The organism is Pseudooceanicola sp. LIPI14-2-Ac024, assembly GCF_042188925.1.
GTDB lineage: Bacteria > Pseudomonadota > Alphaproteobacteria > Rhodobacterales > Rhodobacteraceae > Pseudooceanicola.
Genome location: NZ_CP170102.1, coordinates 1,287,395 through 1,305,788, shown reverse-complemented (window position 1 = coordinate 1,305,788; position 18,394 = coordinate 1,287,395). Strand labels below are relative to the sequence as shown.

19 protein-coding genes are annotated in these 18,394 nt (G+C 67.2%); 12 read left to right on the top strand and 7 right to left on the bottom strand.

All coding sequences use genetic code 11. The features are described 5' to 3' along the window. Positions 1 to 65: 65 nt before the first annotated feature. Together ACE2AC_RS06345 and ACE2AC_RS06340 are read left to right on the top strand one after the other, a co-directional pair. The gene (locus tag ACE2AC_RS06345) at positions 66 to 572 is read left to right on the top strand and encodes a hypothetical protein (protein ID WP_375691258.1); all 507 of its coding nucleotides are present in this window, start codon (positions 66 to 68) and stop codon (positions 570 to 572) included. After that, a complete protein-coding gene (locus tag ACE2AC_RS06340) occupies positions 572 to 961 on the top strand; it encodes a cell division protein ZapA (protein WP_375691257.1) in 390 nt (129 codons plus the stop codon). Before ACE2AC_RS06345 ends, ACE2AC_RS06340 begins: the two co-directional genes overlap by 1 nt. A gap of 4 nt (positions 962 to 965) precedes the next feature. On the opposite strand, the gene ACE2AC_RS06335 is transcribed toward ACE2AC_RS06340, so the two are convergent. The 7 genes from ACE2AC_RS06335 to ACE2AC_RS06305 all read right to left on the bottom strand — a co-directional run bounded on the left by ACE2AC_RS06335 (position 966) and on the right by ACE2AC_RS06305 (position 6,967). Beyond that, the gene (locus ACE2AC_RS06335; protein ID WP_375691256.1) at positions 966 to 1,373 is read right to left on the bottom strand and encodes a DUF1801 domain-containing protein; all 408 of its coding nucleotides are present in this window, start codon (positions 1,371 to 1,373) and stop codon (positions 966 to 968) included. 88 nt (positions 1,374 to 1,461) lie between these two features. Continuing rightward, complete coding sequence (gene grxD, locus ACE2AC_RS06330; RefSeq protein ID WP_375691255.1) at positions 1,462 to 1,824, bottom strand: Grx4 family monothiol glutaredoxin; 363 nt, start codon at positions 1,822 to 1,824, stop codon at positions 1,462 to 1,464. 18 nt (positions 1,825 to 1,842) lie between these two features. After that, positions 1,843 to 2,076, bottom strand: a complete 234-nt coding sequence (locus ACE2AC_RS06325; RefSeq protein ID WP_375691254.1) for a BolA family protein — start codon at positions 2,074 to 2,076, stop codon at positions 1,843 to 1,845. A 107-nt stretch (positions 2,077 to 2,183) separates the two neighbouring features. After that, positions 2,184 to 4,343: a phosphoribosylformylglycinamidine synthase subunit PurL gene (purL, locus tag ACE2AC_RS06320; RefSeq protein ID WP_375691253.1), complete on the bottom strand. Its 2,160-nt coding sequence runs from the start codon at positions 4,341 to 4,343 to the stop codon at positions 2,184 to 2,186. A 142-nt stretch (positions 4,344 to 4,485) separates the two neighbouring features. After that, positions 4,486 to 5,049: a hypothetical protein gene (locus ACE2AC_RS06315; RefSeq protein WP_375691252.1), complete on the bottom strand. Its 564-nt coding sequence runs from the start codon at positions 5,047 to 5,049 to the stop codon at positions 4,486 to 4,488. A gap of 206 nt (positions 5,050 to 5,255) precedes the next feature. Beyond that, positions 5,256 to 5,645, bottom strand: coding sequence for a VOC family protein (locus ACE2AC_RS06310; protein WP_375691251.1), 390 nt, complete (start codon positions 5,643 to 5,645; stop codon positions 5,256 to 5,258). Positions 5,646 to 6,058: 413 nt separating this feature from the next. Then, positions 6,059 to 6,967: a LysR family transcriptional regulator gene (locus ACE2AC_RS06305; protein ID WP_375691250.1), complete on the bottom strand. Its 909-nt coding sequence runs from the start codon at positions 6,965 to 6,967 to the stop codon at positions 6,059 to 6,061. A 165-nt stretch (positions 6,968 to 7,132) separates the two neighbouring features. Between ACE2AC_RS06305 and ACE2AC_RS06300 the strand changes: the two genes are divergently transcribed. The 10 genes from ACE2AC_RS06300 (at position 7,133) to ACE2AC_RS06255 (ending at position 18,393) form a co-directional block, all read left to right on the top strand. Next, a complete protein-coding gene (locus ACE2AC_RS06300; protein ID WP_375691249.1) occupies positions 7,133 to 10,561 on the top strand; it encodes an indolepyruvate ferredoxin oxidoreductase family protein in 3,429 nt (1,142 codons plus the stop codon). 89 nt (positions 10,562 to 10,650) lie between these two features. After that, the gene (locus tag ACE2AC_RS06295) at positions 10,651 to 11,553 is read left to right on the top strand and encodes a lysophospholipid acyltransferase family protein (protein ID WP_375691248.1); all 903 of its coding nucleotides are present in this window, start codon (positions 10,651 to 10,653) and stop codon (positions 11,551 to 11,553) included. 25 nt (positions 11,554 to 11,578) lie between these two features. Beyond that, positions 11,579 to 12,391, top strand: a complete 813-nt coding sequence (locus tag ACE2AC_RS06290) for a glutamate racemase (RefSeq protein ID WP_375691247.1) — start codon at positions 11,579 to 11,581, stop codon at positions 12,389 to 12,391. Positions 12,392 to 12,521: 130 nt separating this feature from the next. Then, positions 12,522 to 13,139: a hypothetical protein gene (locus ACE2AC_RS06285; protein WP_375691246.1), complete on the top strand. Its 618-nt coding sequence runs from the start codon at positions 12,522 to 12,524 to the stop codon at positions 13,137 to 13,139. Between the two features lie 118 nt (positions 13,140 to 13,257). Next, a complete protein-coding gene (gene ccmE, locus ACE2AC_RS06280) occupies positions 13,258 to 13,710 on the top strand; it encodes a cytochrome c maturation protein CcmE (RefSeq protein ID WP_375691245.1) in 453 nt (150 codons plus the stop codon). A gap of 60 nt (positions 13,711 to 13,770) precedes the next feature. Beyond that, positions 13,771 to 14,385 (top strand): holin-associated N-acetylmuramidase, encoded by a 615-nt coding sequence (locus tag ACE2AC_RS06275; protein ID WP_375691244.1) that lies wholly within the window; start codon positions 13,771 to 13,773, stop codon positions 14,383 to 14,385. Then, a complete protein-coding gene (locus tag ACE2AC_RS06270; RefSeq protein WP_375691243.1) occupies positions 14,376 to 14,936 on the top strand; it encodes a holin family protein in 561 nt (186 codons plus the stop codon). The genes ACE2AC_RS06275 and ACE2AC_RS06270 overlap by 10 nt, the downstream gene beginning before the upstream one ends. Before the next feature lie 136 nt (positions 14,937 to 15,072). Further along, a complete protein-coding gene (locus ACE2AC_RS06265; protein ID WP_375691242.1) occupies positions 15,073 to 17,040 on the top strand; it encodes a heme lyase CcmF/NrfE family subunit in 1,968 nt (655 codons plus the stop codon). Beyond that, positions 17,037 to 17,540, top strand: a complete 504-nt coding sequence (locus ACE2AC_RS06260; RefSeq protein WP_375691241.1) for a cytochrome c-type biogenesis protein CcmH — start codon at positions 17,037 to 17,039, stop codon at positions 17,538 to 17,540. The genes ACE2AC_RS06265 and ACE2AC_RS06260 overlap by 4 nt, the downstream gene beginning before the upstream one ends. Before the next feature lie 76 nt (positions 17,541 to 17,616). Next, complete coding sequence (locus tag ACE2AC_RS06255; protein WP_375691240.1) at positions 17,617 to 18,393, top strand: enoyl-CoA hydratase-related protein; 777 nt, start codon at positions 17,617 to 17,619, stop codon at positions 18,391 to 18,393. Position 18,394 lies beyond the last annotated feature (1 nt).

Genomic DNA, 18,394 nt, shown 5'->3' with positions numbered 1-18,394 from the left:
TGTCTTTGGGCCGGGGCGATTCGCGTCGCCGCCGGTCACCTGTGAGGGAACGAGGGGAGCATGGCATGAACGACAGCGAAGCCCGTCTGGACGAGCTGCAGCGCCGGCTGGTGGCCGCGCTGGACCGGATAGGCGCCGGCGTCGAGGGGATCGCCCCGGCCGCGCCCGCGATCGACCCCGATGCCGTCGCCGCCCTTAAGCAGGCGCTGGAGGACGAGAAGCTGGTCACCGCGCAGCTCCAGGAACGGATCGCCACGCTCAAGGCGCGCGCCGACAGCGCTGCCGCCGAGGTCGAGACGGCGCTGAGCGAGCAGCGCACCGCCATGGCCCGGCTGGACGAGGACCTTCAGCGGCTGCGCACCGCGAACGACAAGCTGCGCGCCAACAACCAGGCGCTGCGCGACGCCAATGCCGCAGGGGTGGGCGAGGCCGAGCTGATCAACCAGGGGCTGGTGGTCGAGCTCGAGGCGCTGCGCGCCAGCCACGCCGCCGACCGCAGCGAGGCGCAGGCCATCGTGTCGGTCCTCACGCCGATGCTGGCGAACAGCGCACATGCCGAGGGAGAGTACTGATGCCCGAGATCGAGATCACCATCGGCGGCCGCCAGTTCGAAGTCGCCTGCGCCGAGGGCGAAGAGCATTACCTGATGGCGGCGGCCAAGATGCTGGACACCGAGGCCGCGGCGCTGGCCGACCAGATCGGCCGCCTGCCGGAATCGCGGATGCTGCTGATGGCCGGGCTGATGCTGGCAGACCGGACAGCGGGGCTCGAGGACCGGCTGCGCGATGCCGACAGCCAGATGGCCCAGTTGCAGGGTGCACTCGACGGTGCCAAGTCTGCGCCGGCGGAACGGGTCGAGGTGCCGGTGGTCCCGGCAGCGGTTTCCGACACGCTGGCGGAACTGGCCGCCCGGGCCGAGGCGATCGCCGAGGCAATCGAGCAAAAGACCGCCGCCGAATAAGTAGCTAGAGCGGCACGCCAGGCAGGGCGCTGGCCTGCCGGATCCACTCGGTCACCTGCGCCCAGTCGACCGCGTCATCTTCGCGGATTTCGAAGTATCGCGTGCCTTCGGTCTTCGAAGCCTTCGGCGGCACGGGGCTGAGCGATGTGCCGCGGAAGAAGGTCAGCTGCACGTAGTTCTTGTAGCAGTACATGGCGAGGAACCAGCCCACGCCGCGGCCCCAGAGCGGCGTGTTCCACTTCACCGCCTTCTCGACGTCCGGGCAGACCGCGACCACGATCCCATCGATCCGCGCCCCGATGGCGCTTTTCCAGCCCGGCATGGCGGCGATGTAGGCTTGCACCGGCGCGTCGCCGTTCCCCTTGGGGATCTGCGGATTGCCGCTGGACAGAAGTTTCGGGGCCTCGGTCATATGCGCAGTCTAGCACATCGATGCCCGCCGCAAAGAAAAGGCCGCGGCGCGATGCGCCACGGCCTGTCTTGTCCGCATGGGCGAGGGATCAGGCGTTTGCTGCCCGGATCTTCTCGGCCGCGTCCTTGTTGTAGGCCACGCCATTCGCGTCGAAGAGCTGGTCCAGCTCACCGGACAGTGTCATCTCGGTGATGATGTCGCAGCCGCCGACGAATTCGCCCTTCACGTAGAGCTGCGGGATCGTCGGCCAGTCGGAATAGTCCTTGATCCCCTGCCGGATGCCTTCGTCGGCCAGCACGTTCACATCGGCATATTCCACGCCCATGTAGTTCAGAACGCCCGCGACGCGGCTGGAGAAGCCGCACTGCGGCATTTCCTTGGTGCCCTTCATGAAGAGCACGACATCATTGGTTTTGACGGTTTCGTCGATCGAGGTCTTAACGTCAGTCATCATCGTTCCTTTCCGGCGTCACGGCGCCCGGGTCGTCAGGGCCAGCGCGTGCAACTCGCTGGTGGCCCCGTCCATCCGGCCCTTGAGGGCGGCGTAGACGGCGCGTTGCTGCTGCACGCGGTTCATGCCCCGAAAGCTCTCATCCACGACCATCGCCGAGAAGTGCCGACCATCAGCGCCCTCGACGGAGATCTGGGCATTGGGGAAGCTTTCGCGGATCAGGTCTTCGATTTCCTGGGCCTGGAGGGGCATGGGCGTCTCTTCCTAATCTTGCAGTCAGATTTAGTGGCTGCCGGGGCGCGTGGCAAGCACCTGCCCGCGCGGGGACGCGGGCAGGGGGCATGCCGGGGCCGGTCCGGTCAGTCGAAGGTCGCGCCGAAGCTCGACCGGTAGAGGGCGGCCAGTTCGGCCAGCGGGGCCTCGGCGTGGCCGATCTTAACGCTGTCGCCGGTGAACTTGCCGACGCTGCGGATCGGGACACCGGCCTTGCCCGCCTCGATCATCAGCCATTCGGCCTGGTCGAAGTTGCAGGCGATCAGGTAGCGGCCCTGGTCTTCGCCGAAAAGCTGGGCGGTGTCGCTGTCGTCAAGCTGCACGCCGACGCCGCCGGCCTCGGCCAGCTCGAACGCCGCCATCGCCAGCCCGCCGTCGCTGAGGTCGGTGCAGGCCTTGATGTGGTCGCGCTGTGCGCGGATGAACGCGCCGTTGCGCTTTTCGACCGCCAGGTCGACCGGCGGGGCATCGCCTTCAACCCGGTTGTAGACCTCGGCCAGCAGCGCCGACTGGCCCAGGTGGCCCACCGTATCACCAACCAGAAGGGCGACGTGGCCGTCGCGCGCGGTGCCGATGATCGGTTCCTCGCCCGCTGCGATCAGTCCGACCGCCGCGATGGTCGGTGTGGGCAGGATCGCCTGCCCGTCGGTTTCGTTGTAGAGCGACACGTTGCCCGAAACGATCGGCATGTCGAGCGCGGCAACCGCCTCGCCGATGCCTTTGATGGCGCCGACGAACTGGCCCATGATCTCGGGCTTTTCGGGGTTGCCGAAGTTGAGGTTATCGGTGGTGGCCAGCGGCAGCGCCCCGACGGCGGTCAGGTTGCGATAGGCCTCGGCCACCGCCTGCTTGCCGCCCTCGACCGGGTTCGCCTTGACGTAGCGCGGCGTCACGTCCGACGTGAAGGCCAGCGACTTGCCGGTGCCGTGCACCCGCACGATGCCCGCGCCAAGGCCCGGCGTGCGCATCGTGTCGGCCATGACCATGGTGTCGTACTGTTCATAGACCCACTGCTTGGACGCATAGTTGGGCGAGGCGATCAATGCCTTCAGCCCGTCGATCGGATCGACGCCCGGCACATCCGCCAGCTCGCTCGCGGGGGCCGTCGGCTCCCATGGGCGGTCGTATTCCGGCGCGTTGCCCGACAGCGCGCGCAGCGGCAGGTCGGCGCGGATCTCTCCACGATGCATGATGAGGAAGCGGTCTTCGGGGATCGTCTCGCCCACGATGGCAAAGTCGAGGTCCCACTTGTCGAACACCGCGCGCGCCTCGGCCTCCTTCTCGGGCTTCAGCACCATGAGCATCCGCTCCTGGCTTTCCGACAGCATCATCTCGTAGGCGGTCATGCCCTGTTCGCGGCAGGGCACATTGTCGAGGTCGAGGCGGATGCCTAGCTCGCCCTTGTCGCCCATTTCCACGGCCGAGCAGGTCAGGCCCGCGGCGCCCATGTCCTGGATCGAGATCACCGCGCCGGTCTGCATCAGTTCGAGGCAGGCCTCCATCAGCCGTTTCTCGGTGAAGGGGTCGCCGACCTGGACGGTGGGGCGCTTTTCCTCGATGGTCTCATCGAACTCGGCCGAGGCCATCGTCGCCCCGCCGACGCCGTCACGGCCAGTCTTGGCGCCGAGGTAGACCACCGGCATGCCGACGCCGGAGGCGGCGGAGTAGAAGATCTTGTCCGCATCCGCGAGGCCCGCGGCAAAGGCGTTCACCAGGCAGTTGCCGTTGTAGGCCGGGTCGAACCGGACCTCGCCGCCCACGGTCGGCACGCCGAAGCAGTTGCCGTAGCCGCCGATGCCCTCGACCACGCCATGAACCAGCTGCCGGGTCTTGGGATGGTCCGGGCTGCCGAACGACAGGGAGTTCATCGCCGCGATCGGCCGGGCCCCCATGGTGAAGACGTCGCGCAGGATGCCGCCCACGCCGGTCGCCGCGCCCTGGTAGGGTTCGATGTAGGAGGGGTGGTTGTGGCTTTCCATCTTGAAGACGACCGCCTGGCCATCCCCGATGTCGACCACGCCCGCGTTCTCGCCGGGGCCGCAGATCACCTGCGGGCCGGTGGTGGGCAGGGTGCGCAGCCAGCGTTTCGACGACTTGTAGGAGCAGTGTTCGTTCCACATCGCCGAGAAGATCCCGAGTTCGGTGAACGTCGGCTCCCGGTTCAGGATCCGCAGGATTTCGGCGTATTCATCCGGCTTGATCCCGTGCGCCTCGATAAGGTCGGTCGTGATCTCAGGATCTTGCATTTATCGTCCCCTGGCAGCTTGTCGGCGCCTCCTTACGACAGAGCGGGTTGGGGGAAAGGGGCGGGACCGCGCGTCGCGCAAAGAAAGGGCCGGGGCATGTGATGCCCCGGCCCGATCCGATCACTCGAAGGGCGGTCAGGACTTAGGAGTCCTGTGCGTCCTGCCCGGTGGTGGTGCCGACCTTCTGCTTCAGCTCGGCGGCAAACTCCGCCTGGGTCTGCTGCAGCTGGATGCCGTCCATCTGGCTGGCATCGGCATTGATGCCCACGAGGAAGCTGTCGGTGTCAGCGCCCAGCTTGGGGTCGACGCTCACCTCGGCGAAGGTCATGCCGTTGACGTCGGTGTAGACGCCTTCGATGTTGCCGAGCGGCGTGCCGTCGATCGTGGTGACCGACTTGCCGACCAGCGGGCTCGCGTCATCCTTCGTCGCGTCGGCCAGTTCCATCGAGTCGATGGTCTGGATCTCGAACGGGCTGTCACCGGCGCTCGACGCGTTGGCATCGGCCTGGAACGTGCCGACGCGCTCGTTGCCCAGCTCGTTCGGCTCGATGGAGCTTTCCTCGTTGTTGATCGTGGTGTCGTCGGTCGACTGCACCACATTTTCCGGAGCTTCGCCGACGCGTTCGTTGCCCGCGGCGTTGACGGCAAGCGGGGTGGCGACGATGGCGGCGATCGATGCGGATGTCAGGAAATGCTTGAGGGTCATGGTGTGTCCTCCACGTTTGGGTTGCGCCGCCGTTGCGGCATTGGGGGGACAATGCGGAGGCAAGGGTTTGGTTCCTCGGTGAAATCGCGCTCTGGCGTCACGAAGTTGTCAGGGAACCAGGCCGGGTTTTTTCCGATCCGGATCGCGCCGCGGGGCGTACGCCTGCGCGTCGTGACCGGCGGCGCGGGGACGCCGCCGGTCGATTGTCAAAGGCCGAAGGTCACGTGGCCATAGGCGTCGATCCGCCACGCGGGATTCCAGGCGATCTCCCACGCGTGGTCGTCGGGGTCGGCGACGTACCCGCGAAAGCCGCCATGCTCCGGCGCATCGGCCGGGCGCAGGACACGGCCCCCCGCCGCAACGAGCCGGTCCATCAGCGGCGCGACGTCCGCCTGACGCGGCACGTTGTGGGCCAGCGCAAAGGCGCCAGGCGCCTGAAGGCCGGGCCGGGACATGTCCGCCTCGAGCCCGGCGTGCGACCAGAGGCCCAGCATCAGGCCGTTCATCTGGTAGAAGGCGATCTCGTCCGCCTCGAACACCGGGGACCAGCCGAAACCGTCGCCATAGAACCTGCGTGCGCGCGCGGCGTCGCGCACGGCTAGAGTAATCACTGATATCTGCTGCTGCATTCCATAACCTCGTGTTCACCGCAGCGGGGTGCTGCGGGCTCAAGGTCACGGGACTCGGTGCCCCAACCGGGGGCAAAGGCCAGGACCCGCCTTGGCGGGGGCCGGGCTAACCGCACCGACCTTTCCTTTTCTGACGGGACAACCCTGCCTGCCTGCGGCGCGAAGTCAACCGCGCGAGCCGCCGGGCGGCTGGCAAAAAAAATGGCCGGGTCAAGCCCGGCCAAGTCCAACAGGGAGGTATGAAGATGATGCGCCGTTAAGCAATCATCACCGTCAAGCGCTGAAATAAGTGCCGAAACTGAATCGTTCAAGGAACATTTCGCCGCAGCGCAGACATGCCCGCCATGCGTTGCCGACATGCCTCAGGCGGTTGAGCGGGATTACTCCTGCTCGCCTCTTTCGCGAATCCGCCTGCGGTGCGCGATGACCTCTTCCTGCACGAAATCACGAAAGGCCATGATCCGCTTGGAATGTCTCAGTTCTTCGGGGAAGGCGAGGAAGACGGGCACCTCGACCGACTCCACGTCCGGCAGGACGCGTTCGAGCTGGGGGAAGTCCTCGATCAGGTAATCCGGCAGCACGCCGATCCCGAGGTGGGACACCACGCCCTGCAGCACGCCGAAGTAGTTGTTCACCGTCAGCAGCGAACGCACGTCGTTGGCCAGGAGCCGCGCCACCAGCCCCGCACCAGCCGCGACCTGCGCGGCCGAAGGGTTCTGGCAGATCAGACGGTGGTTCGCGATATCCTCGATGGTCTCGGGCGTGCCGTTCTCGGACAGGTATTCCGGGCTCGCATAGCAGCGCATCCGCACCGACATCAGCCGCTTGCGGATAAGGTCGGCCTGGGACGGTTCCTTCATCCGGATCGCCACGTCGGCCTCGCGCATCGGCAGGTCCAGCACGCGCTCTTCCAGCATCAGGTCGATCTTGAGGTCGGGGTAACGGTCGTAAAGCTTCGACAGGCGCGGCGCCAGCCAGAGAGAGCCGAAGCCGATGGTCGTGGTGACGCGCAGCTCGCCAAAGACCTCTTCCTCGCTGTCCTTGATCCGGGCGGTGGCGGTATCGAGGCGCTTGGCCATGGCGCGGGTCGCGTCGAACAGCAACTCGCCCTGCTCGGTGAGAATCAGGCCGCGGGCATGACGGTGGAACAGGGTCGCATTCAACAACTCCTCGAGCGCCCGGATCTGGCGCGACACGGCAGATTGCGACAGGTGCAGCGTGTCACCGGCATGGGTGAGGCTGCCCGCATCGGCGACCGCGTGAAATATTCTGAGCTTATCCCAATCCATCAGAGCAACTTTACAGTCTTCCGCACCCGCCCGTCTTTATCGATCCGCCGTGTAAACAATTCCCCGCCACACGCATAGGTCTTTCTGAAATTTGCCTTTGTAGGTCAAATATGATGACCTATTATTGCGCTATAATGAGGCACGGTTACGCCAGAGGAGGAAGCCATGACCGCCCCCAAGATTTCCCTGGACGATCGGTTCGATCTGACCAAGTCGCCGATCCTTTTGAACGGCACGCAGGCCCTTGTGCGGCTGATGCTGACGCAGAAGGAACGGGACCGGGCGGCAGGGCTGAACACGGCGGGCTACGTCACCGGTTACCGCGGATCGCCCCTAGGCGCGGTCGACATGCAGATGAACCGCGCGGCGAAATGGCTCTCTGCGGCGGACGTGAAGTTTCACGAAGGATTGAACGAGGACCTGGCCGCCACCGCGCTCTGGGGCAGCCAGCAGGCCGAGCTGCGCGGGGAGGGCAAGTTCGACGGTGTCTTCGGCCTCTGGTACGGCAAGGGACCGGGCGTCGACCGGTCGGGCGACGTGATGCGTCACGCCAACATGGCAGGTACCTCGCGGCACGGCGGCGTGCTGATGGCCATGGGGGACGACCACACCGGCGAAAGCTCCACCGTGCTGCACCAGTCCGAATGGGCGCTGGTCGATGCCTACATGCCGGTGGTTTCGCCCGCGGGGGTGCAGGAGATCCTCGACTACGGCGTCTACGGTTATGCGCTCTCGCGCTTCTCGGGGCTGTGGGTTGGCCTGAAGACGATGAAGGACACGGTCGAGGCGACATCGGTCGTCGATGGCGACCCGCACCGGATGTCCTTTGTCCTGCCCGATTTCCCGATGCCCGAGGGAGGGCTCAACATCCGGCTTGCTGATACGCCGCACGCGCAGGAAGCGCGGATGATCGATTACAAGCGCTTCGCGGCCGAGGCGTTTTCCCGCGCCAACCGGATGGACAATCGCGTCTGGGGCAAGCCCGGGGCCAAGATCGGCTTTGTCTCGGCGGGCAAGAACTGGCTCGACCTGATGCATGCGCTGTCGCTCCTCGGCATCGACGAGGCCGAGGCGGAGCGGCTCGGGATCACCACCTACAAGGTCGGGCAGGTCTTTCCGCTCGACATGACCTCGTTCCACGACTGGGCCGAGGGGCTCGACCTGATCGTGGTGGTCGAGGAGAAGCGCAAGCTGATCGAGATCCAGATCAAGGAGAGCATCTTCGACGACCGCCGCGGCCGCCGCGTCTATGGCTGGTACAAGGGCGGGGCAGGCGGCATGCACCGCGACGAGCTCTTCCCGACGCGCGGCGCGCTCGACCCGGTGTGGATCGCCGAGAAGCTGGGCGGTATCCTGATCGAGGAGGGGCGTGACACTGACCGCATCAAGGCCGGCCTGTCGCAACTGGCCGAAGTCCGGCGCAACGACAATGTCGAAGAGATCGCGGCGCGGCTGCCCTATTACTGCTCGGGCTGCCCGCACAACACCTCGACCAAGGTGCCCGACGGCTCGCGTGCCTATGCCGGGATCGGCTGCCACTACATGGTGCAGTGGATGGACCGCAACACGCTCGGCTTCACCCACATGGGGGCCGAGGGCGCGAACTGGATCGGCGAGGCGCCGTTCTCCACCACCGGGCACGTTTTCCAGAACCTCGGGGACGGGACCTATAACCACTCGGGCGTGCAGGCGATCCGCGCCGCGCTCGCGAGTGATGCCAACATCACCTACAAGATCCTTTTCAACGATGCCGTCGCCATGACCGGCGGCCAGCGGAACGAAGGCGGGCTGACCCCCGACCGGATCGCGCGCGAGGTGACGGCGATGGGGGTGAAGACCCTCACCGTCGTCTACGATGAAAAGGAAGAGCCTCGGCGCGAGGATTTCCCGAAGTCGGTCGGCTGGCGGCCCCGGGCCGAGATGGACGCAGTGCAGAAGGAAATGCGCGAGGCCGAGGGGGTGTCGGTCATCCTCTACGTGCAGACCTGCGCCGCCGAGAAGCGCCGCCGCCGCAAGCGCGGGAACTTCCCTGACCCGGACAAGCGTGTCTTCATCAACACCGACGTCTGCGAAGGCTGCGGCGACTGCGGCGTTCAGTCGAACTGCGTCTCGATCGTTCCGGTCGAGACCGAGCTGGGGCGCAAGCGGGCGATCGACCAGTCGTCCTGCAACAAGGACTTCTCGTGCCTCAAGGGGTTCTGCCCCTCCTTCGTGACGCTCGAGGGGGCGGAGGTGCGCAAGGACGCGGTGGAAACCGCCGACCTCGACCTGCCGCACCTGCCGGCCCCGGTCCTGCCGAACATCGACGGCACCTGGAACGTCGTCATCACCGGCGTCGGCGGCACCGGCGTGGTGACCATCGGGGCCGTGCTGGCGCAGGCCGCGCAGGTCGACGGCAAGGGCGCGGGCATGATGGAGATGGCGGGCCTCGCCCAGAAGGGCGGCGCAGTGCATATCCATGTCCGGCTGGCGGACCAGCCGTCGGACATCAGCGCCATCCGCGTCGCAACCGGCGAGGCCGACGCGCTGATCGGCGGTGACCTCGTGGTCAGCGCGGGTGCCAAGACGCTGGGCCTGACCCAGACCGGTCGCACCGGCGGGGTGGTCAACAGCCACGAGATCATCACCGGCGATTTCACCCGCAACACCGAGTTCGCGCTGCCCTCCGACCGGCTCGAAATGCAGCTGCAGGCGCGCCTGCAGGGCAAGCTGGCGCTCTTCGACGCGAGCGAACTGGCCCGCGTGACGCTGGGCAACTCGATCTTCTCGAACATGATGATCTTTGGTGCGGCCTGGCAGATGGGCCTGATTCCGCTGAGCCACGAGGCGCTGATGCAGGCGATCGAGCTGAACGGGGCGGCGGTACAGAAGAACCAGCGCGCCTTCGAGATTGGCCGCTGGGCCGTGCTGCACGCCGAGGCGGCCGAGAAACTGATCGCGCCCTCGGTCGTGGTCGAGAAACCGAAAAGCCTGGAGGAGAAGATCGCCTTCCGCGCCGATCACCTGGTCAAGTACCAGAACAAGGCCCTGGCGCAGCGCTATCGCAAGCTGGTCGACAGCGTGCAGGATCCGCGTCTCAAGGAAGCGGTCGCCAAGGGCTATCACAAGCTCTTGGCCTACAAGGACGAATACGAGGTCGGCCGGCTGCACCGCGAAACCCGCGCCAAGGCCGAGGCGCAGTTCGGCGGCGACTTCAAGATGACCTACCACCTTGCCCCGCCGATCTTCGAGAAGATGGGCAGCGACGGGCGCCCGGTGAAGAAGACCTACGGCGCCTGGATGGGCACGGCGATGTCGGTGATGTCCCGCTTCAAGTTCCTGCGCGGCGGGGCGCTCGACCCCTTCGGCCGGACCGAGGAACGGCGGATGGAACGTGCCCTGATCGAGCAGTACGAAAAGGACATGGCCGAGGTCCTGCCGCATGTGTCGGACGAGACGCTCGAAACGGCCGTGTCGCTTGCCGAACTGCCGATGTCGATCCGCGGTTTCGGCCCGGTCAAGCAGCAGAACGCCGCGCGGGCCGAGAAAAGCCGCGAGGCGCTGCTCGCCACGTTCCGTGCAGGTGGGCCCGGCGTGAAACAGGCTGCGGAATAACGTCACGGCTCTGTCATCGTCACTTCTTAGAAAGGGCGAGAGGACTTAAATGGCGGCTCAGAGACATCTGAGTCGCACCCAAGACGAGCATGACCGCGCAACCGACGCTGACGCCCCGGCACATCGCCCGCGAACTATCCTATTCCCATTCCGGTGCGACGCGCCTGGCGCGCACCGTGATCCGGACGCTTGAGAACGTGACCGGTCGACCGGGCCTGATCCGCCGCGCCGAGGGCTACGAGGTCGAAGTGGCCGAGGGCCGCGATTTCTGGACTGTGATGACCGAACGCTACGGCCTCTCGCTCGATGTGGCGTCGGGCGCGCTCGACAACATCCCGCGTGAGGGGCCGTTGGTGATGATCGCCAATCACCCCTACGGCATCCTCGACGGGCTGATGATGGGGCACATCCTGCAGGAAACGCGGGGCGATTTCCGCATCCTCGCGAACACGGTCTTCCGCAAGTCCGAGGACCTGAACCGCATCATCCTGCCGATCAACTTCGACGAAACCCGCGCCGCGCAGGAAGAGAACATCCAGACCCGGCGCATCGCGCTCGACTACCTCGCGCAGGGCGGGGCGATCGGGGTGTTTCCGGGCGGCACCGTCTCAACCGCGCTGAAGCCGTTCGGCGCGCCGATGGATCCGGGGTGGCGCAATTTCACGGCCAAGATGATCGCCAAGAGCGGCGCAACCGTGGTGCCGGTGTTCTTCGAGGGCTCAAACTCGCGCCTGTTCCAGATCGCGAGCCACGCCCATTACACGCTGCGCCTCGGCCTGCTGCTCAAGGAATTCCGCGCCCGCGTCGGTTCCCCGGTCCGGGTGGTAATCGGCACCCCGGTCCCGCAGGACCAGATCGCCGCGCGGCTGCGCGATCCGCGCGCGCTGATGGCATACCTCCGCTCTGAAACCTACGCCCTTTCGCCGCAGCCCCTGAAATCGCTGGATCACGGCTTCGAATTCGAGGAAAAGCACCGGACACCCCGCGGCTGACGCGGGGACAGGACCGGAGGCGGACATGGCAGTAGGGATCTTCGACAGCGGGCTCGGCGGGCTGACGGTGCTGGACGCGGTCGCCAAGCGGATGCCGGACCTGCCGCTGGTCTACTTCGGCGACAATGCCCACACCCCCTATGGCGTGCGCGATGCCGACGACATCTATGACCTGACCACCGCCTCCGTCGCCAAGATGTTCGAACGCGGTTGTGACCTGGTCATCATCGCCTGCAACACCGCGTCGGCCGCCGCGCTGCGTCGGATGCAGGAGGGATGGGTGCCCTCGGACAAGCGCGTGCTCGGCGTGTTTGTGCCGCTGATCGAGGCGCTGACCGAGCGCCAGTGGGGCGACAACTCCCCGCCGCGCGAGGTGGCCGTCAAGCATGTGGCCCTGTTCGCCACCCCCGCTACCGTCGCCAGCCGCGCGTTCCAGCGCGAACTGGCCTTCCGTGCCATCGGCGTCGATGTCGAGGCGCAGGCCTGTGGCGGCGTTGTCGATGCGATCGAGGAAGGCGACATGATCCTGGCCGAGGCGCTGGTGCGGTCCCATGTCGACGCGCTCAAGCGCAAGATGCCCCGGCCCGAGGCCGCGATCCTCGGCTGCACCCATTACCCGCTGCTGGAAGAGGTGTTCCAGGACGCGCTCGGCCCCGATGTGGCGGTCTATTCGCAGGCGAACCTGGTGGCCGCCTCGCTCGACGACTACCTGCGACGGCATCCGGCGATGACCGGGCAGGGGGCGGAATCGATGTTCGTCACAACCGGCAATCCCAAGCGCGTATCGCAGAACGCGACCCAGTTCCTGCGCCGCAGGATCGAGTTCGTCGGCGCCTGATCACGCCACCGTGACTGTTGCGTTCCGCGCCACTGACTTGTGACGCAACGGAATGGAAACCCGCCTTTTTCTGCCCCGGCGGAAGCCTATGTCAGCGTCTCCTACCACCCCCATTTCAAGGTTGAGTCGCATGACCCTCCGCCCGGTTTTCCTTTCTTTCATTGCTACAGCCGGCCTTGCCGCGACCCTCGCCGCGCCCGCCGCAGCCGCCACCGTCAACGAGGCGGATTACGGTGCCTTCTCGGGCAGCTGGACGACCCCGACCGTGCTCTCGGGCGCCGACAGTGTCAGCGGCTCCGGCCGCCAGAACGAGGACGATTTTCTCTACCTGACGGGTCTGCAGTCCGGGGCCCAGACGCTGAGCTTCACCTTCAGCGGCCCCAACGGGTCCACGACCTACAACGGCGGCGGCGACCTGCGGTACTCCTTCGACCAGTTCCGCTGGGACTATGACGGGATCGGCGTCGGTACCTTCAACGTCGCCAACGGCCAGACCGCGCTCAGCATCGCGCTCGACGACAGCTTCGACGGCAGCATCTACCTGCAATTCGCCTTCAACTGGGGCGACAACACGCAGTATTCCTTCGCCACGTCCAAGCCGCTGGTCAGCACTGCGCCCTCCACCGGCGGCTCGGCGATCGTCTCGGCCGCCGTGCCGCTGCCGGCCGGTTTCGCGCTGCTCGGCTCGGTCCTGGCCGGGGGTGGCCTGCTGGCTGCGGCGCGACGCCGCAAGGCCCGCACCGCCTGAGCTCTTGATCCGCGCCCGCCGCGGCCACAGATCGCAGGTCCGGCCCGCTGCCAACGGGCCGGACTTTTGCTATCAAGGGGCGCCGACCCGCGCGACTCGCGCGGCCTGAGGGGACACCATGCACGGGCTGAAGAAGAAACGCCGTATCCAGATCATCGCCATCGCGGCGGTCGCGCTTGTCGTGGCTACCGGCCTCGTCGGCTATGCGATGCGCGACGGCATCAACTTCTTCCGCTCGCCCAGCCAAGTGCTGGCCGAACCGCCGCAGGCCACTGAACGCTTCCGCATCGGCGGACTGGTCGAAGAGGGCAGCCTGACCCGCGGCCAGGGCGAGGTGATCCGCTTCAACGTAACCGATGGCGGCGCCAGCGTGCCCGTCACCTACCGCGGCGTGCTGCCCGATCTCTTTGCCGAGAACCAGGGCATGATCGGCACCGGTTCCTACGTGAACGGTACCTTTGAAGCCACGGAAATCCTTGCCAAGCATGACGAGACCTACATGCCGAAAGAGGTGGTCGACGCGCTGAAGGAACAGGGCGTCTACAAGGACCCGAACGGCGAGGGAAGCTGACCTTAACCCTTGGGCGCGAGCCTTTCTGTCCGCGGGATCACCCGCCGGAGGGAAGGGCCGATGTCCGACAGGGTCATGCAGATCGCACGGGAAATCCTCGACCGCGAAGGCGGGTTCGTGAACGACCCCGACGATCCGGGCGGCGCGACGAACCATGGCGTCACGATCCACACGATGCGGCGGCTGGGCCTCGACCTCGACGGGGACGGCGATGTCGATATGGCCGATGTACGCCGCCTCAGCCGCGCCCAGGCCGAGGAGATCTTCCTCGACCACTATTTCCACCGCCCGCGCATCGACGACCTGCCCGAGGGATTGCAGGCCAGCGTCTTTGACATGCAGGTCAACGCCGGGGCCAACGCGGTGAAAATCCTGCAGCGCCTGCTGGGCCGGATGGGGCAGGCGGTCACCGTCGACGGTGCCATCGGTCCACGCACGATCCGGGCGGCCCATGTCGCGCAGGCCGCGGCCCCCGACCACCTCGCCGACGCCTACGGCATCGCGCGGCGCAACTACTACTTCGCGCTGGCCGACCGCCGCCCCGAAAGTCGCAAGTACTGCCGCACGCGGGCAGGCGGCAAGGGCGGCTGGATCCACCGGGCCGAAGCGTTCATCGCACCCCGGTTCCACCTTTCGGACGCGGGCTTCAAGGCACGGGTGGCGGCATGGGACTGATCGACACGCTCTTCGGTGCGCTCTTCGGGCGCGGCCGCAACGTGGTGCGCGAAACCGCCGAGGTGTTCCGCGAGAACGCCGAGGCCGGGGCCCGTCGTGACCATGACCTGCAGTCGGCAGCGCTGGAACAGTTCGCCGCCGAATTTGCCGCCCGCCGCAGCTGGTTCGATGCGCTGATCGACGGGCTGAACCGCCTCCCGCGCCCGCTGCTGGCGCTCGGCACGATCGGTCTGATGGCCGCGGCCATGGTCGATCCGGACTGGTTCTCGGCCCGGATGGTCGGCCTTTCGCTGGTGCCCGAGGCGCTCTGGTGGCTGATGGGGGCGATCGTCAGCTTCTATTTCGGGGCCCGCCACCAGGCCAAGGGCCAGCAGTTCCAGCGCGACATCGCCGCCACCATGGCCCGCGCGCCCCAGGTGATCGAAGGCCTCGCCACCCGCGCCGCCGCGGCGGACTCGGTGCCGCAGCCCGCGCCGGCGGCCGTCGCCGACACCGATACCGAGGCCAACGCCGCCCTCGACGAATGGCGTCGACTGGGGCAGGAGCGCTAAGCCCACCGTCCTCCCGATTTCCTGTCCGCACGCCCGGGACCGGGCCCCGACCAACCTGCCGGGCCGCGACAAAGTGATCGCCCGCGGCGGCCGAAATCCGTTGGAGGCCACCCCGCCCAGTGCCTATAAGCGGGGCATGCTTGCCGAACTCGGACACTTCTCGCTCATCCTCGCCTTCGTCGTGGCGATCCTGCAGTCCCTGCTGCCGCTCTATGGTGCGGCGCGGCGTAGCCCGGGGCTGATGGCCACGGCCGAACCGGCGGCGAATGCGCAGTTCCTGCTGATCGCGTTTTCCTTCGCGGCGCTCACCCATGCCTTCGTCACCTCGGACTTCTCGCTGGAACTGGTGGTGGCGAACTCGCATTCGGCGAAACCGATGCTCTACAAGGTCACCGGCGTCTGGGGCAACCACGAGGGGTCGATGCTGCTCTGGTCGCTGATCCTCGCGCTCTTCGGCGCGGCGGTGGCCTGGTTCGGCGGGCAGCTTCCCGCGACGCTCAAGGCGCGCGTGCTGGCGGTGCAAGGGATGATCGGCGCGGCCTTCCTGGCCTTCCTGCTCTTCACCTCGAACCCGTTCCTGCGCATGGCGGTGCCGCCGCTCAACGGGCAGGATCTGAACCCGCTGCTGCAGGACCCGGGTCTCGCCTTCCATCCGCCGTTCCTCTACCTCGGCTATGTCGGGCTCTCGATGTCCTTCTCCTTCGCGATTGCCGCGCTGATCGAGGGGCGGGTCGATGCCGCCTGGGGCCGCTGGGTACGGCCCTGGACGCTGGCGGCCTGGATGTTCCTGACCGTGGGCATCGCGCTCGGCTCGTGGTGGGCCTACTACGAACTCGGCTGGGGCGGGTTCTGGTTCTGGGACCCGGTCGAGAACGCGTCCTTCATGCCCTGGCTGATCGCCGCGGCGCTGCTGCATTCCGCCATCGTCGTCGAGAAGCGCGAAAGCCTGAAGGCCTGGACCATCCTGCTGGCCATCGTCGCCTTCGGCTTTTCGCTGGTCGGTGCCTTCATCACCCGCTCGGGCGTCATCACCTCGGTCCATGCCTTTGCCAACGACCCGGAGCGCGGGGTTTTCCTGTTGCTGATCCTCGCGGTCTTCATGGGCGGGGCGCTCACGCTCTTTGCCATCCGGGCCGAAGCGCTGACCTCGCGGGGCGTCTTCTCGCTCGTCAGCCGCGAATCCGCGCTGGTGCTGAACAACGTGCTGCTGGCCGTTTCGGCCTTTGTCGTGTTCATCGGCACTGTCTGGCCGCTGGTGGCCGAGCTGCTGTTCGACCGCAAGCTGTCGGTCGGAGAGCCGTTCTTCAACCTCGCCTTCACGCCCTTCATGGTGATCCTTGCCCTGGTCCTGCCGGTCGGGGCGATGCTGCCGTGGAAACGCGCGAAACTGGGCCGCGTGCTGCCGCAGCTATGGCCCGCCGCCGCGCTGGCGTTCGCGGTCCTGGTGCTGGCATGGGCGATGCAGACCGGGCGCTCGGCGCTCGGCCCGATCGGGCTGGCGCTCGGCGCCTGGCTGGTGGCCGGGGCGATCCGCGATCTGTGGTCGCGCACCGGACGGGGCGGGGACCGGCTGCGCCGCCTGGGCCGTCTGCCGGGGGCCGACTGGGGCAAGGCGGTGGCCCATGCCGGGCTCGGCGTGACCATGGCCGGGATCGCCGCGATGCTGGCCTGGCAGGTCGAGGACATCCGCGTGGTGCAGGAGGGCGAGAGCTTTGACATCGCCGGTTACACCATCACCCTCAACGCCGTGCGCGAGGTGGAGGGGCCGAACTTCCGCTCCACCACCGCCGACGTGACGCTGTCCCGGGACGGCCGCGCCATAGCGACGATGCACCCGGAGAAGCGGTTCTACCAGGTTGCCCGGATGCCCACGACCGAAGCCGCGCTCGACAACGGGATCCTGCGCGACCTCTACGTGGTGATCGGCGATCCGCAGGACGCCGGGGGCTGGGCGATGCGCAGCTACTACAAGCCGCTGGCCAACTGGATCTGGGGCGGCGCGATCCTGATGGCGCTCGGCGGGCTGCTCAGCCTGACCGACCGGCGCTTCCGCGTGGCAGCCGGGGCGCGCAAGGCGCCCGCGCAGGGGGTGCCAGCGGAATGACGGGGCTTGCGGCAATGGTGCGTGACATCACGCATCCAACGCGATGGATCGCCGGGCTGTGCCTGGCGCTGTCGCTGCTGCCGGGGCCGGTGGCGGCGGTGCAGCCCGACGAGGTGCTGGACGACCCCGCGCTCGAGGCGCGGGCACGCGACATCTCAACCGGGCTGCGGTGCCTCGTCTGCCGGAACGAGAACATCGACGACAGCAACGCCGACCTCGCCCGCGACCTGCGCCTGCTGGTGCGCGAACGCCTTGTCGCCGGTGACACGGACGCCGAGGTGGTCGACTACATCACCGAGCGGTACGGCGAATACGTCCTGCTGATGCCGACCACGGGCGGGGCGAACTGGCTGCTCTGGGCCGCCGGTCCGGCGCTCTTCCTCGGTGGTCTGGCGATCGGCGTCGTCTTCATCCGCCGCCGGTCGCAGGCCAGCGCCGCGGGCGAGGCGGGGCTGAGCGAGGACGAGCAGAAGCGCCTCGACGAGATCCTCGACGACTGACGCCCGGTTTCGCTTTCGCCCCCCGGGGATTTCGGTTTGACTGCGCGGCAACCAAGCCACCCGCAGGGAGACCGACATGGATTATCAGACCATCACGCTGGAGATCGCCGACGACATCGCCGTCGTGACGCTGAACCGGGCCGAGGTGATGAACGCGCTGTCCAGCCAAATGCGCGCCGAGATCACCCATGCGGTGACCGAGGGCGGCAAGTCCGCCCGCGTCGTGGTAATCACCGGCACCGGGCGGGCCTTCTGCTCGGGGCAGGACCTGAGCGACAGCGCCAGCGTCGCAAACCCCGACCTCGAACGCATCCTGCGCGACGAATACCTGCCGATGCTGCGTGCGATCGTCGATTGCCCCGTGCCGACCATCTCGGCCGTAAACGGCGCGGCTGCCGGGGCGGGTGCGAACCTTGCGCTGGCCGCCGACGTGGTGATCGCCGCCGACAGTGCATATTTTACTCAGGCCTTCACCCGGATTGGCCTGATCCCCGACGCCGGCGGCACCTGGACCCTGCCGCGCAACATGGGCATGGCCAAGGCCATGGGCGCGGCGCTCTTCGCCGAGAAGATCACCGCGCAGCAGGCGGATGCCTGGGGCATGATCTGGGAACACGTCGCCGATGCGGCGTTCGAGGCGACGTGGAAGGCACGGGCCGCGCACCTCGCCAAGGGGCCGACGCTGGCCTATCGCAAGGCCAAGGAAGCGATCCGCGCAACGTGGGAGAACGACCTCGAGGCGCAGCTGAACGTCGAGGGCAAGGCCCAGGGTGTCTGCGGCCAGAGCCGCGATTTCCAGGAGGGGGTTGTCGCCTTCCTCGAAAAGCGTCCGGCGCATTTCGAAGGGCGCTGAG

Excerpts from the sequence above, each read along its gene's own strand:
- ACE2AC_RS06345 (WP_375691258.1), top strand. The coding sequence starts at position 66 with ATGAACGACAGCGAAGCCCGTCTGGACGAGCTGCAGCGCCGGCTGGTG.
- ACE2AC_RS06340 (WP_375691257.1), top strand. The coding sequence starts at position 572 with ATGCCCGAGATCGAGATCACCATCGGCGGCCGCCAGTTCGAAGTCGCC.
- ACE2AC_RS06335 (WP_375691256.1), bottom strand. The coding sequence starts at position 1,373 with ATGACCGAGGCCCCGAAACTTCTGTCCAGCGGCAATCCGCAGATCCCC.
- grxD (WP_375691255.1), bottom strand. The coding sequence starts at position 1,824 with ATGACTGACGTTAAGACCTCGATCGACGAAACCGTCAAAACCAATGAT.
- ACE2AC_RS06325 (WP_375691254.1), bottom strand. The coding sequence starts at position 2,076 with ATGCCCCTCCAGGCCCAGGAAATCGAAGACCTGATCCGCGAAAGCTTC.
- purL (WP_375691253.1), bottom strand. The coding sequence starts at position 4,343 with ATGCAAGATCCTGAGATCACGACCGACCTTATCGAGGCGCACGGGATC.
- ACE2AC_RS06315 (WP_375691252.1), bottom strand. The coding sequence starts at position 5,049 with ATGACCCTCAAGCATTTCCTGACATCCGCATCGATCGCCGCCATCGTC.
- ACE2AC_RS06305 (WP_375691250.1), bottom strand. The coding sequence starts at position 6,967 with ATGGATTGGGATAAGCTCAGAATATTTCACGCGGTCGCCGATGCGGGC.
- ACE2AC_RS06300 (WP_375691249.1), top strand. The coding sequence starts at position 7,133 with ATGACCGCCCCCAAGATTTCCCTGGACGATCGGTTCGATCTGACCAAG.
- ACE2AC_RS06295 (WP_375691248.1), top strand. The coding sequence starts at position 10,651 with ATGACCGCGCAACCGACGCTGACGCCCCGGCACATCGCCCGCGAACTA.
- ACE2AC_RS06290 (WP_375691247.1), top strand. The coding sequence starts at position 11,579 with ATGGCAGTAGGGATCTTCGACAGCGGGCTCGGCGGGCTGACGGTGCTG.
- ACE2AC_RS06285 (WP_375691246.1), top strand. The coding sequence starts at position 12,522 with ATGACCCTCCGCCCGGTTTTCCTTTCTTTCATTGCTACAGCCGGCCTT.
- ccmE (WP_375691245.1), top strand. The coding sequence starts at position 13,258 with ATGCACGGGCTGAAGAAGAAACGCCGTATCCAGATCATCGCCATCGCG.
- ACE2AC_RS06275 (WP_375691244.1), top strand. The coding sequence starts at position 13,771 with ATGTCCGACAGGGTCATGCAGATCGCACGGGAAATCCTCGACCGCGAA.
- ACE2AC_RS06270 (WP_375691243.1), top strand. The coding sequence starts at position 14,376 with ATGGGACTGATCGACACGCTCTTCGGTGCGCTCTTCGGGCGCGGCCGC.
- ACE2AC_RS06265 (WP_375691242.1), top strand. The coding sequence starts at position 15,073 with ATGCTTGCCGAACTCGGACACTTCTCGCTCATCCTCGCCTTCGTCGTG.
- ACE2AC_RS06260 (WP_375691241.1), top strand. The coding sequence starts at position 17,037 with ATGACGGGGCTTGCGGCAATGGTGCGTGACATCACGCATCCAACGCGA.
- ACE2AC_RS06255 (WP_375691240.1), top strand. The coding sequence starts at position 17,617 with ATGGATTATCAGACCATCACGCTGGAGATCGCCGACGACATCGCCGTC.